Raw genomic sequence first — 12,622 nt, forward strand, 5'->3', positions numbered from 1 at the left:
GTTGAGCTCCGCTCCGCAGCGCATTCTCCCGCGCATCCGCACCCCCACGCCTCCGTAGCTCCGTGACGCCTGCCCGCTTTCCGGCGCGCGTCCCCGGTGTGCTGCCGGCGTGCGCGGACGCGCCCCGACCACCGCGCGCCGATCGGCCCGGGCCGAGAACAGGGGGCTTCACATGCACACCGGACAACTCACTCTTCAGAACGTCACCCGCCGCTACGACGACCACGTCGTGCTGGACGACGTCACCTTCAGCATCGGGCCGGGCGAGAAGGCCGGCATCATCGGCGACAACGGCGCCGGCAAGTCCACGCTGCTCCGGCTGATCGCCGGGCGGGACCGGGCGGACAACGGTGAACTCACCGTGGTCGCGCCCGGCGGTACGGGGTATCTCGCCCAGTCACTCGCCCTGCCCGCCGGGGCCACCGTGCGGGACGCGGTGGACGCGGCGCTCGCCGGTCTGCGGGAGCTGGAGGCCCGGATGCGCCGGGCCGAGGCCGGGCTCAAGGGCCTGGCCGGGGCGGGACTGGCCGCCGCGCTGGAGGAGTACGCCGGGCTGGTCGCCCGGTTCGAGGCTCGGGCCGGCTACGAGGCCGACGCGCGGGTGGACATCGCCCTGCACGGGCTCGGTCTGCCCGGCCTCGACCGGGACCGGCCGCTGTCCACCCTGTCCGGCGGCGAGCGGTCCCGGCTCGCGCTGGCGGCGACGCTGGCCTCCCGCCCGGCGCTGCTGCTGCTCGACGAGCCGACCAACGACCTGGACGACCGGGCGGTGGCCTGGCTGGAGGACCACCTGCGGGCTCATCGGGGCACCGTGCTCGCGGTCACCCACGACCGGGTGTTCCTGGAACGGGTCACCACCACGATCCTTGAGGTCGGCGAGGGCCGGGTGACGCGGTACGGCGACGGGTACGAGGGGTACCTCGCCGCGAAGGCCGCGGAGCGCCGGCGCCGGCTGCGGGAGTACGCGGACTGGTGCGACGAACTGGCCCGCAACCGCGAGCTGGCCGCGTCCAACGTGGCCCGGCTGGACGCGATCCCGCGCAAGGTGCCGCTCAGCGTCTTCGGGCACGGCGGGTTCCGGGCGCGGGGGCGGGGGCACGGGGCGATGGTCCGCATCCGCAACGCGAAGGAGCGCGTCGAGCGGCTGACGGAGCGTCCGGTGACACCGCCGCCCGATCCGCTGGTGTTCGCCGCCCGGGTGACCGCCGCGGAGGCCGACGCGCCGCTGTTCGCCGCGGAGCTGGACGGCGTACGCGTCGACGGCAGGCTCTCCGTTCCGGCGCTGCGGATCGGCGGCACGGAACGGCTGCTGGTCACGGGGGCCAACGGGGCCGGCAAGTCCACGCTGATGCGGGTGCTCGCCGGTGAGCTGCGGCCCGACGCCGGGGCCGTGCGGACGCGGGGCCGGGTCGGGCACCTGCGCCAGGAGGAGACGCCGTGGGCGCCCGGCCTGACCCTCCCGGAGGCGTACGCCCACGGGCGCGGCGGGGACCTCGACGAGCACACCGACCGGCTGCTGTCGCTGGGCCTGTTCCGCCCGGCCGACCTGCGCCTGAAGGTGGGCGAGCTGTCGTACGGGCAGCGGCGCCGGATCGAACTGGCCCGGCTGGTCGGCGAACCCGTCGACCTGCTGCTCCTGGACGAGCCGACGAACCACCTCTCCCCGTCCCTGGTGGAGGAGCTGGAGGGCGCGTTGGCCGGGTTCCGGGGCGCGGTGGTCGTGGTGACGCACGACCGGCGGCTGCGGGACCGGTTCGACGGGAGGCGGCTGGAACTGGACGGTGGACGGGTGGTGGAACGTACGGAGGCGGCATGAGCGGCCGATAATGCCCTGGCACGACGCCGGGCACATGAACACCGGCCGAGAGAACCCACAGGAGAGTCACCGTGCTCGAAAACCTGGGCCGGTACGACGGCGCGCACAGCGACTACTGCAAGGCACACCTGTGCTGCCGCTGCCAGCAACGCACCTGGACGACCCGCCGGCACGACGAACGCCTGTGCGGTCTGTGCGCGTCGTGCTGTACCGACTGCGGCCGAGCACCCGCAGCCCATCTCGAAGGACTGGCCAACGGCATCTGCGCGGAATGCCTGGGCAGATGCCCCCGCTGCGGGAACCGGCTCCCGGAGACGGCCGCCTGCCCGTGCCGTACCTGGAAACGGGGACCGGGAAACGACCCAGTCGCCTACATCACGCAGGGCCTGCCCCAGCCGCTGCTCCAGGCCCTCGGCCACCGCCTCCCCCACACCCTCCGCGAGATCCTCTCCGCCGAACTCACGCAGCGCACCCCCGCACAGCTCCTCACCCGCGTCGAACGCCGGTGGCACACACGCTGGTCACACGCGATCCACGAGCGCGACGAGGACAACCGGCGGCGCTGGTCCCCCCAGGAGATCGTCGAGCACCTCGTCCGGCGCGGCTCCTGCCGGAACCCGGACTGCGAAGACGGCTACCTCATCCACGACGACCCCAGCCGCGACGACACCCCGTGCGGCTACTGCCGGCAACCGGCGCACCGCTTCGTTCCGGGCACCGCGTCGGTGACCTCGACCAGCGACCACGCACGCAGAACCGCCGCCCAGATCCGCCAAGCCCTCCTCGAGAACCGCACCGACCGCAAGAAGCGGCCCGGCCTCCGCGGGGGCGGATCCACTCCGCCAGTAGTCTGATGCGATGGTCGACGTGGGGGTGGGGGAGCTGCGGCGGAGCCGCGCGCGGCTCGAGAAGCAGGGACTGGCCGCCGAGCAAACGGGGGACGGGGCGAGCAGCGGGTTGTTGCTCTTCTACGCGGCGGAGTGCGGGTTGAAGGCGGAGATCCTGCGCTGGATTCTGCAACGGGAGGACACCTCCGCCCTGCCCAGTGACCTGCGGTCACACGATCTGCGCCGCTTGGCCAAGGCGCTGAACCTCCAGGATCCCGTCCCCGGCCACGACCCCTTGCGCTGTCGTCGGCACAAGGACAGCAGCTGGATCGAGAGCCATCAGTTGCATGAGGCCTGGCGTTATGGTGCGGAACTGCGCGCAGCTGATCAGAAGGCCGCGCTGGAAGCCTTGAAATCACTGGTGAAGAACGCCAGGAAAGGATCTTGAGCGTTATGGCCGGCAAGCTCTTCACCTGGGTGGACATCGACTCCCGACTGGCGGAGGCCGCTGTCGACGGCCTGTGGCCGCAGTGGCTGCTGGAGGTCGACGCCTGGTGGGACGCGCTGGAACTGACCGTCCGGCCCAGTACGGGGAATGGGGCCGTCCGCGACTGGCTGGACGACCAGTTCGGTCTCGGATCGACAGCCGAGAGTGAGCGGGGACTGACGCTCGCTCTCGATCGCCCCGCAGCTCACCACCCTCTCTCTCTGCCCGTACGCCTGGTCGAAGCGAACGACTCCGGCGCGGCCCCACGCCGTCCGAGGCTCAGCGAACGACGCGTCACCTCGGCACTGGGCGAGCCCCTGCAACGCCCGGGGAGCGCTCAGTTCGCCGACGACAAGCAGCTCATCGCGTTCCATTCCTTCAAAGGCGGCGTCGGACGAACCCTGCACGCCGTCTCGCTGGCCGACTTGCTGGCCTCCCAGGGCCGGCATGTCCTCCTCGTGGACGCGGACCTGGAGGCACCCGGCATCACCTGGATGTACGAGGCGCAGGGCGGCCGTTGCGATATCGCCTACGAGGATGTCCTCGCCCTCCTCCACGGGTCCCAGCACGGCGATCCCACGCGGGCCGTGGAGATCGCCGCCGCGTACCTCCCCAACCAGCGGGTCTCGCGCTACCCGGGGCAGGGCAGTGTCACGGTGCTTCCCGCCAGCCGGCGTACTCAGCTCGGGCCGCCTCGTATCGGCCCCACCGACCTGCTGACCGAGGACCGCTCGCCGTACTTCCTCAGCGAGTCCTTCGCCGCCCTCGCCGTCGCGGCCGGCGCCGACACCGTCGTACTGGACCTGCGGGCTGGAGCGTCCGAACTCGCGGCGCCCATCCTTATGGACCCGCGAGTGAGCAGGATCTTCGTCACCACGATCAGCAGCCAGTCCCTCCGGGGAACCCACCTCATGATCCGGCAACTCGGCGCGGCGTCCCCCGCGGTGGCGGGAACGGACCCGACTCCCGGCGCGATCGTGACGCAGTTCCGGCAGGACGTCCACGACGCCCACGCGCAGGAGGCGTGTGGGCAGTTGTCCGCCGAGTTGTCGTCCGCCCTCGCCACACCGGACGACGAGGGAGCCGAGGAGGATCTCGCCGTCGACAAGCAGGTCCTGACCGAACCCGTGCGCAGCCCCTTCCGGGAGGAACTGCTCGCGCTCCCGGAGAACTGGGACGCGGTGGTGGAGGTTGTACGGCGCTGCGGACTGCCCGATCTGCTCAGCGGTTTCGCCCCCAGCCCCCCGCAAGCGGACCTCCCACCGACCGGGGGGCCGTCGACACTGGAGGACCGCCGCCGCGCATTGGAAGGGGAGGCGAGCCGCCTCGTCTTCGCCGAGCGCCGGGGCATGGACGCGGGTCTCGGGTTTCTCACCACCGAGCCGGTGCGCCGCCTCGTCGCTGATCACATCACCGACCTTCCGGTGGCGGTGGTCGTCGGCGCGAAGGGCGCGGGCAAGACGTTCACGTTCGCCAGGATGTGCACGGCCGGCACCTGGGAAGGTTTCGCACGGGAGAACGGGCTGCGGGTGCAACGGACGGCCGAGGTCGTCCCGGTGCTCGACCCGGCCAACATGTCGGAGCCGACGTCCGGCGGACACTCCCCGCAGACCCTCCGCGACCGTGCCGCCGGTGGGCAGGGCATCACAGCCCCCCAGCTCCGCGGGCATCTGAACGCGGGCCTCGCGGACGACCGTGCCACCGACCCCGGCTTCTGGACTGAGCGCTGGCTGGAGTGCATGGCCTGGTCGGCCGGCGCGGACCGCGACGAACCGGCCGACGAGTTCCTCATCCGACGGGCCCTCGAACCGGGGCAGGGCTGCCTCTTCGTGATCGACGGACTGGAGGACTGGCTGGAGTCCCTGGAGGACGAACCACGTCGCATCGCCCTGCGGACGCTGCTGCACGACGTCCCCGAGTGGCTCCGCCGCCTCCGCAACCGCTCGCTCGGCCTGGTGGTGTTCGTACGTCAGGACCTGGTCCGCGGCGCGATCAAGCAGAACCTGGGGCAGTTCCTCGACCGCTACTCCCCGTACGAGCTGCGCTGGGGCACCGACGACGCGCTCCGGCTCTCGTTGTGGATCGCATCGAACGCCGGCGCCGTCGCAGAGCCGGAGGTTCCCATCGCGGACATGTCCCCCGATGAGATCGGGCGCGGCCTCCTCCCGCTGTGGGGCTCGAAGCTCGGTGCCGAGAACTCGCGGGAGGCGTGGACGGAGCGGTGGGTTCCGGCGGCGCTCGCGGACTTCAACAAGCAGATCCAGGCGCGCGATGTCGTCCGGTTCCTGCGTGAGGCCGCGGCCGCCTCCGTGGGCGACGATCACTGGCCGGACCGGGTGCTGACCCCGGCCGCCATGCGTGACGCGCTGAGTAGGTGCAGTCGCGCGAAGGTGGACGAGATCAGCCAGGAGAACCCTCGCCTGGGGAGGCTCTTGCGTCACATGGCGGACTTCTCCGACTCGGTCAAGATGCCCTTCGACGCGGGCGACCTGAAGCTGTCCACTGACGACGTCGAAGCACTGGAGCAGTGGGGCGCGATGGCCAGAGACGCCGACGGACGTTACCGAATGCCCGAGATCTACCGGCATGCGCTCGGCTTCCGTACGCAGGGAAGGGCTCGCGTGGTGCGGGGGCGATAAAACGCCGAGCGGCCGAAGCCCTCTCGCGGGCCCCTCCGTGCGAAGTCAATGCAAGTGTTAAGTTCGAGGGCTTGGAACCAAGGTTGCATCAGACCTTCGAGTGACCTTCCACCGGGCTGGCTGACACCGATCGAGCGCGGTAACAGGTGGTGTCACCTCTCTCTGACCCGGTCGGCAGGTCGATGGTCAATCGCAGCAGAGGCCTGTGGGTGGAACCGACCGTGAGGACGGACGACATGACACGGTTCGTCTGGGAAGACGCCTTCTGCGGGGAAGGAAGCAACTGTTTCCTCCTGGGTACGGACTCCGGGGGCAGCGGCTACATCGCCGTCGCCGGTGACGAGGCGCGTGCCCTCACCGACAGCCGCGAGGCACTCGCGCAGACGATCCGGGACATCAAGGCCGGCAAGGCGGACCACCTGCTCTGACCTCCGCTTCCGGGCGCGACGTGTGCTTCGGCTTCCCGACCCTGCAAGCCTCACGTCGCAGAACGGCCGGGCGACGTTGCCAGGGCCCTGGGGCCGCTCCGCCTCGCGGGGCGGCCGCGCAGACCGGCTGGATCGCGGCCTGCGACTACCAGCGGCCACACCGGGAGCGGAGATCGAGCTCTGCCTCCAGGAAGAACCGCAGGACAGACATGCCGTCCCCGCAGGGATCGGCCCCGGCTTGGCCAACACGACAGGGAGCGGGGAAGACGAGGCAGCGGACGCGGGAACTTGCGCGAGCCCTGGCGCGTGGCAGGGCTCGGCCGCTCAAGCGCAGAGCCGTTTGAAGGCGCTCGCACCCTGCCGGGCACGGAAGTGGACCTCATGGCCGGCATCGTCGGTGAAGACGGCCTCACTGTCGGACTTCAAAGTCATTGTGCCGCGCTGGGTGGGATTCCCCCATCCCTCGGGCGGGTTGCCCGAGCCATCGGAGAGCGGGGTTTCCGCCACGAAGTACGTTGAGCCGATGCGGGCTTCGTCGATCCCGCAGTGTGTGTAGAGGTCGAAGGGCACTGCCCGACCGGACGGTGCCGACCGGACAGGCTCCTCGTCGTCACCGCCGGCTGTGCCGCAGCCTGTCAGTACCCCGGCAGCCAGCACAACAGCGACGACGGCCTTCCCGATTCGTTCAGTCATGGCCTTCTGACGCGCAGGCGGGGTAGGCGGTTCCGCGGCCTTTCCCTCCCGCGCGCCGCCCGGCTGTCCGCCCTCCGGGCTGCTCGTGGGAGTGGCGGCCCCGCAACAGCTGTTGGTCGTCGCGGCGTTCAGCGGTTCCTCAGTTGGGTGCGGAGGTGTTGTACGTGGGCTTGGACGCCGGGGGTGAGCGTGGGGGGCTCGGCGGGGTTGGGGATGCTGCGGTAGCAGGGGCCGCAAAGGCCGTCGCGGAAGACCTGGGGCGGGCCGGGTGTGCGGCAGTCGGCGCACTCGATCATCAGGTGGCGGGCGGGAGCGGCCTGCGCGGCGGGAGCGGGAAGGTGTGGCGGGAGCTTGTCGACGAGGCGGCGGCGGACGAAGCCGACGGGTGAGCCGACGGCTTCGGGGAGACCGGCGGCGAGGACGCGGGTGAGGTGCTGCGCGTCCGCACCGCGGGCGAACCACTGGGCGGCCAGCTGTTCCAGCGCCGTGCAGTCGGCGGCGGACAGGACCAGGCGGGGATCGGTACGGCCCAGTTCCGCCAGGGCGAGGTACGCGGGCGAGGGGCCCTGCGGTTCATCGGTGCGCTGCTGCGGCAGGGCCGGGGCGGGTGCCGGTGTCTCCGGGGCGTCCGTGTCGGTGGGTTCGGCCGGGACCCACGGCGGCGGCGGGCCCACAGGTGCCACCGGCGGCTGCGGGGCGCAGTGGGTGGTCTCCTCGGCGGTGAGCAAGGTGGTCCACCACTCGTTGTCGCGGGCTGTACGCGACCAGAAGGTGCGGGTGACCCAGCGGATGCCGTCGCCGTCGCTGACCGCGCACCGGACCTGACGCAGGTGGCCGGCGACGGCCAGGGCCCGCAGTGCGCTGCCGACGGCCATCTGCCCGTACAGGGGCTGGCACTTGGCCAGGGACTTGATGCTCATCGCCGCACCGTCGGGAAGCGTGTCGACGTACCCGGCGATGTAGCGCTCCCGCGCCGGGAGGAAGGTGAAATCGTCGGCGGCGGGCGGGCGTTGGCCCGGGACGGCCCGCTTGCCGTAGCCGGGGCTGGCCTTCGGATACGGGGCCGAACGGGCCTGCGAGGGCGGGGCGGGGCTAAGGTTCTGAGTAGCCACGGGATCGGGTCTTTCTGCTAGCGATCTTGAGGTGAGACCCCGGCCGGTGTGCCATCACCGCGTCGGGGTCGCTTCGTCTGACGGCACCGTAAGCAGCCGCGACCCCGCGTCGCAAGCTGATCACTTTTAGTCATACTTGCTCGTCGTTACGGGTCAGGGAGGGAGGGGAGGTTTCCCCAACCCCCCTTCTTTTACCTACCGGTTGTACAACAGCGCTCGACTTCCGAAGCCCGGGTCCCGACGCCCGGCTCTCGGGTCCCGAGACTCGGGCGGGGCGCCCTCTCCGTACACACGAAAGAGGGAACGCAACCGGCCCGGGTCTCGCGCCCCGAGACCCGGGCCCCGAGACCCGAACTGCAGAAGTGGCGGGCGGTGAGCGTCAGCTCTGCGAGCCCGTCTCGCCACGTTGGAAGGAGACCTCCACCCTGCGGTTCTTCCGGCGGCCCTCCTCGTCGTCGTTGCTCGCGATCGGGTAGTCCTCGCCGTAGCCCCGGATCTCGAACGTGATCCCGGTGCCGCCGAGCGCCTCGTCCAGCACGTTGTGGACGGCCTCGGCGCGCTTCTTGGACAGCACGTCACCGTGCTCGGACGAGCCGAGGTTGTCGGTGAACCCGAACACCCTGACCTTCCTGGCGTCCTGCCGCTTGATCTCCTCGGCGATGGCGTCGATCCGCCCCTTGGCCTCGCCGCTGAGCTTGGCGCTGTCCTTGCCGAAGAGCACTTCCGCCTGGAGCGCGAACTTGATGTCCGCGTTGGTGTCCTCCCGGCGCTCCTCGCCGCCGAGGTCCTCGATGACGGACTTGATGTCGAGGACCTTGGGCGGGGCGAGGGTGGCGCCCTCGGGGAGCTTGAGGTCGGAGTCGGTCGGGTCGATCTCGACGGGCGGCTCGGCGGAGGCGGAGGGGTAGGGGCTGTCGTCGGCGAATGCCTGCGGGGCCCCGGCCCCGAGGACTCCCAGTGCGACCACCCCGGCGAGGACGGTTGTCGCCATGCTGCGGGGGGTCATCCGGAGATCTCGATCGTGGCGTTGGGGAAGCCGGGGAACTGGAGGTCGACCTTGGTGGTCGTGCTCGGGGGGACGGGAACTGAGCGAAGAAGTTCAGGCTCTTGCCCGCCCCGATGGTCAGCTCGTAGTTGCTGGTGGTGAGGGGGCGGTTGTCCGTGTCCCGGAGCACGTAGTAGCGCTTCTTCCCGACCGAGTCCACCAGCGTCATACCGGCGAACGAAGATCCCGCACGGGCCACAGCTTCCTCTTGCCCGTTCCACTGGAGAGGTGTGACGAAGCTCTGCCCGCCGGTGTTCTTGATCTCCCCGCTGATCGTAAGAAAGCCGCCACTGTCCCGGCTGGCCGAGTGGACGACCATCTCGACGCCTCCGTCGCCCTTGAGGGTGGCGAGCGTCTGACTGCGATCGGGCAGCGTCTCGTCGTCTTCGGGGGTCTGCTTGTCCTGCCCCTTGCCTTTGTCGGACGAAGCCGCAGGAGCCTTGTTCGACCCTGTGTCGTCGCCGCCACACGCTGCTACGGAAAACAGCAGTGACGAAGCCAGGAGAGCGACAGCCCCAGCCCGGCGCACTTTCCTCACGTGCCGGAGATTCATTCGACATCCTTTGGGTTCATTCGCGATCAATTTTCGACCAAGTGGACGGAAAAGAGGTCGGCCATGTCAGGCATGAGCGTCACGTCTTCGGGGTCGACGGTCCACTCCTGGCCACCGTCACAGCGCACCTTGCCGACCGGCTCGACCGTCGCCTCGGAATCCGGCTCTTCGTCCGTGCCCGGGGAGCTTCCCGGGTCCGGGGTGCTCTCGGGCTCAGGAGTGCTCCCCGGCTCCGGGGCGAACGAGCAGCGCGGTTCGACCACCGCCACGGCCTGGGCTTCCGCCTTCTTGCCTTCGGTGCCCGGCACTGTGCCTGTGCTCATGCCCTTGGCCGACTTCAGACTGACCTCGTAGCCCCATCGCCCGTCCGCGAGAGGACTGCACCGGACAACGCTCGCCTTGTTCAGAGCGGCAAACGCGGATGCTTTCCAGCAGGCGTTGCCCGGTCCCCCGGGAAACGACGGACCGAACACCGAGGCGAAGTAGTCAGGGTCCGCGAGGTGCGACATCAGGTCCGGTTCGAGCAGAGTGCGTGACTCCTTTGCCGCGGCCAACGCGGCGGCGTCGGCCGCGCTCTGAGCCCCATTGCGCCGGACATCTGCTTCACCGAACGCGAAGAGGACCAGCGCGACGAAAAGAAGGCCCACCACCGCCGCAACATAGAGCGGCGTGGCCTGCCCGGAGTCCGCGACACTCCAGCTCAGTCTCCCAGAACCGAAGCGATCTTTTCCCTGAACTTGTTGCCGATGGTCACACCGAGATTGGTGTTTAGCAACGCGATCACGATCGCCACCACCAGGATCGTGATGCCGACGTACTCGATCGCCCCCTGGCCGCTGTCCTTCCGGCGCTTCATGTGTGCCGCAGTCGTGTTCACCCATTGGGTCACATAAGTCTGCGTGTGCACCGCCGCCTTGAGCGCGATGTTCTTCATGAGGATGTCCCCCTCCGAGTTCGACCGACCGGGAAGCGGTCGACGTTGGTCCGTGAGCCCGTCTGGCATCGGCAACATGGGTCGGTGCGACGCCCCTCATCAAGCCGTACCGTTTCGTCTTCGCCGTCTTGCCGTCCATCACCTCCCCCTCCCGCACGCTCAGCTCCGAATGTCCCACAAATGGCCCCCCGGGGGAGCCACTTCGTGGCCTCAGCTGCCGAAGATGCCGTTGATGTCCACGTCCGCCGCGTAGTAGAAGCCCACCGCGATCAGGATGATCGTGCCCGGGAGCATGAAGCTGGTGACGATCAACGTGGCCTTCGGGATGGCCTTGGCCGCCTTGCGGCGGGCGTTCTGGGCGTCTGTGCGGCGCATGTCGTTGGCGATCTGGATCAGCGTGTCGACGATGGGGGCGCCCAGCTCCTCGCCCTGCTGGAGGGCGGAGACGAACATCGACACCTGTTCGGACTCGTTGCGGCGGCGGAGCTGGTCGAAGGCGTCGCGGCGGCTGACGCCCATGTCCATCTGGCGCAGGGTGATCCGCAGTTCGTCGGACCACGGCCCCGTGTACTTCTCCGAGACCCGCTCCAGGGCCTGCCGGAAGCCGAGTCCGGCGGAGACGACGACCGCGAGGACGTCGAGGAAGTCGGGCAGCGTGCGCTCGATGTCGTCCCGGCGGCGGCTGATCGCGGCCCGGATGATGACGTCCGTCCAGAACAGCCCGTAGACGAGCAGGACGACGGCGAGGACCACCTGCCCGTTCATCAGCATGGACAGGGCCGCCAGGATGCCGAGGCCGCCGTAGACCGCGCGCCGGGCGGCGTAGCGGTCGACGGTCAGGCCGCGCGGGTTGCCGGCCATGTCGAGCTTGCGGCGGATCCGGTCGACGCGCTTGGGGCCCATCATGGACAGGACCCGGGGGGCGTACCGCATGCCGATCCGGTCGATGGCCGAACCGGCGGCGGTGGTGCGGGTGGCGCCGATCTCCAGGGCGACGGCCAGGTCGCCGGGGAGCTTGGCCTCGGCGCGGTACATGCGGACGCCCTGGAAGGCGCCGAGTACGGCGAGTCCGATGACGGCCGCGAGCAGGAATTCCATCTGGGTCTCCTCGTCCCTTTCCGGCCGTCAGATGCGGACGCGGGTGAGGCGGTTGATGAGGAAGAAGCCGAGGCCGTAGAGGCCGGCGGCGACGACGACGGCGATGCGGCCGGGCGTGGCCGCGGCCATGTCGTCGAGTGCGCCGCCCCGCATGCCGTTGATGATGAGCAGGAAGGCGAGCCCGAGGACGGGGACGGCGACCGCTGTGACCTTGACCTGGGAGAGCAGGGTGGTGACCTCGCGCCGGGTCTCCTTGCGCTCCTCCAGGGTGTCGGTGAGGTTGCGCAGCGAGGAGACGATGGTGCCGCCCGCCCGGTTGGAGAGGATGAGGGTGGAGACCAGGACGGTGAGCTCCCGGGAGGGCAGCCGTTCCACTAGTTCGCCCAGGGCGTCGTCGAGGGAGTGGCCGATGGCCAGCCGGTCGGCGACCCGGCGCAGTTCCTCGTGGGCGGGGTCGTCCAGTTCCTCGACGGCCATGGAGATGGCGGTGCGCAGCGCGAGGCCGGCCTGGGTGGCGTTGGCGAGGACGCGGGTGAGTTCGGGGAGCTGGTTGATGAACGCCTCGGTGCGTTTGGCGCGCTGCCAGTTGAGGAAGGCGTTGCCGCCCCAGACGCCGATGAGGACGGCGAGGAGCCCGAAGAAGGACGCGAAGACGGACGCCGTGACGAAGTAGAGCGCGAGCAGGGCCGCGACGACGTAGACGGCGTACTCCCCCGGTGTGAGGTCGAGGCCGGTGACGGCGAGCTTGCGTTCGATGCGCTTGCCGAGCCGGGTCCTGCGCAGCCGCCGGTCGATGGAGCGGAAGCGGCGTACGCGGCCCCCGGCGGCCGGTGGACCGGTCAGGGACAGGCGGTCGATCAGCGCCCGCTGCTGTTCCCTGCCGGAGGCGAATACACGCAGGCCGATGACGGCGAGCACGCAGGCGAGCAGGGTCACGCCGACCGTCAGGAGCGGGAGGTTGTCCATGTCGGGAGGGCCTTCTGGGTGAGC

12 protein-coding genes are annotated in these 12,622 nt (G+C 70.1%); 5 read left to right on the forward strand and 7 right to left on the reverse strand.

The window, feature by feature from the left end:
* Positions 1-172 precede the first annotated feature (172 nt).
* From BLW14_RS11080 to BLW14_RS11100, 5 genes are all read left to right on the forward strand, one after another.
* Positions 173-1,816, forward strand: coding sequence for a TlrC/CarA/OleB/SrmB family ABC-F type ribosomal protection protein (locus BLW14_RS11080; RefSeq protein ID WP_093706716.1), 1,644 nt, complete (start codon positions 173-175; stop codon positions 1,814-1,816).
* 71 nt (positions 1,817-1,887) lie between these two features.
* Positions 1,888-2,670, forward strand: coding sequence for a hypothetical protein (locus BLW14_RS11085; protein ID WP_093706718.1), 783 nt, complete (start codon positions 1,888-1,890; stop codon positions 2,668-2,670).
* 4 nt (positions 2,671-2,674) lie between these two features.
* The gene (locus tag BLW14_RS11090) at positions 2,675-3,091 is read left to right on the forward strand and encodes a hypothetical protein (RefSeq protein ID WP_093706720.1); all 417 of its coding nucleotides are present in this window, start codon (positions 2,675-2,677) and stop codon (positions 3,089-3,091) included.
* A 5-nt stretch (positions 3,092-3,096) separates the two neighbouring features.
* A complete protein-coding gene (locus BLW14_RS11095) occupies positions 3,097-5,769 on the forward strand; it encodes a KGGVGR-motif variant AAA ATPase (RefSeq protein WP_093706722.1) in 2,673 nt (890 codons plus the stop codon).
* Between the two features lie 236 nt (positions 5,770-6,005).
* Positions 6,006-6,197, forward strand: coding sequence for a hypothetical protein (locus BLW14_RS11100; protein WP_093706724.1), 192 nt, complete (start codon positions 6,006-6,008; stop codon positions 6,195-6,197).
* A 324-nt stretch (positions 6,198-6,521) separates the two neighbouring features.
* Here the strand turns inward: BLW14_RS11100 and BLW14_RS11105 are convergent, their stop codons facing one another.
* From BLW14_RS11105 to BLW14_RS11140, 7 genes are all read right to left on the reverse strand, one after another.
* A complete protein-coding gene (locus BLW14_RS11105) occupies positions 6,522-6,890 on the reverse strand; it encodes a hypothetical protein (RefSeq protein WP_093706726.1) in 369 nt (122 codons plus the stop codon).
* A gap of 128 nt (positions 6,891-7,018) precedes the next feature.
* Positions 7,019-8,002 (reverse strand): MarR family transcriptional regulator, encoded by a 984-nt coding sequence (locus BLW14_RS11110; protein ID WP_093706728.1) that lies wholly within the window; start codon positions 8,000-8,002, stop codon positions 7,019-7,021.
* 379 nt (positions 8,003-8,381) lie between these two features.
* Entirely contained in the window at positions 8,382-8,993 is a 612-nt protein-coding gene (locus BLW14_RS11115) for an OmpA family protein (protein ID WP_256332740.1), read from the reverse strand.
* A gap of 633 nt (positions 8,994-9,626) precedes the next feature.
* Positions 9,627-10,250 carry a pilus assembly protein TadG-related protein gene (locus BLW14_RS11125; RefSeq protein ID WP_371128065.1) on the reverse strand — a complete coding sequence of 208 codons (624 nt, stop codon included), beginning with the start codon at positions 10,248-10,250 and terminating at the stop codon, positions 9,627-9,629.
* A gap of 50 nt (positions 10,251-10,300) precedes the next feature.
* The gene (locus BLW14_RS11130; protein WP_093710695.1) at positions 10,301-10,534 is read right to left on the reverse strand and encodes a hypothetical protein; all 234 of its coding nucleotides are present in this window, start codon (positions 10,532-10,534) and stop codon (positions 10,301-10,303) included.
* A 210-nt stretch (positions 10,535-10,744) separates the two neighbouring features.
* Complete coding sequence (locus tag BLW14_RS11135; protein ID WP_093706732.1) at positions 10,745-11,632, reverse strand: DUF5936 domain-containing protein; 888 nt, start codon at positions 11,630-11,632, stop codon at positions 10,745-10,747.
* Between the two features lie 27 nt (positions 11,633-11,659).
* Positions 11,660-12,598: a type II secretion system F family protein gene (locus BLW14_RS11140; protein WP_093706734.1), complete on the reverse strand. Its 939-nt coding sequence runs from the start codon at positions 12,596-12,598 to the stop codon at positions 11,660-11,662.
* Positions 12,599-12,622 lie beyond the last annotated feature (24 nt).

The organism is Streptomyces sp. 2131.1 (assembly GCF_900105515.1).
Taxonomy (GTDB): Bacteria; Actinomycetota; Actinomycetes; order Streptomycetales; family Streptomycetaceae; genus Streptomyces; species Streptomyces drozdowiczii.

What these genes read in the sequence shown, in the direction of transcription:
- BLW14_RS11090 (WP_093706720.1), top strand. Translation starts at nt 2,675, where the DNA reads ATGGTCGACGTGGGGGTGGGGGAGCTGCGGCGGAGCCGCGCGCGGCTC.
- BLW14_RS11100 (WP_093706724.1), top strand. Translation starts at nt 6,006, where the DNA reads ATGACACGGTTCGTCTGGGAAGACGCCTTCTGCGGGGAAGGAAGCAAC.
- BLW14_RS11105 (WP_093706726.1), bottom strand. Translation starts at nt 6,890, where the DNA reads ATGACTGAACGAATCGGGAAGGCCGTCGTCGCTGTTGTGCTGGCTGCC.
- BLW14_RS11095 (WP_093706722.1), top strand. Translation starts at nt 3,097, where the DNA reads ATGGCCGGCAAGCTCTTCACCTGGGTGGACATCGACTCCCGACTGGCG.
- BLW14_RS11130 (WP_093710695.1), bottom strand. Translation starts at nt 10,534, where the DNA reads ATGAAGAACATCGCGCTCAAGGCGGCGGTGCACACGCAGACTTATGTG.
- BLW14_RS11080 (WP_093706716.1), top strand. Translation starts at nt 173, where the DNA reads ATGCACACCGGACAACTCACTCTTCAGAACGTCACCCGCCGCTACGAC.
- BLW14_RS11140 (WP_093706734.1), bottom strand. Translation starts at nt 12,598, where the DNA reads ATGGACAACCTCCCGCTCCTGACGGTCGGCGTGACCCTGCTCGCCTGC.
- BLW14_RS11135 (WP_093706732.1), bottom strand. Translation starts at nt 11,632, where the DNA reads ATGGAATTCCTGCTCGCGGCCGTCATCGGACTCGCCGTACTCGGCGCC.
- BLW14_RS11115 (WP_256332740.1), bottom strand. Translation starts at nt 8,993, where the DNA reads ATGGCGACAACCGTCCTCGCCGGGGTGGTCGCACTGGGAGTCCTCGGG.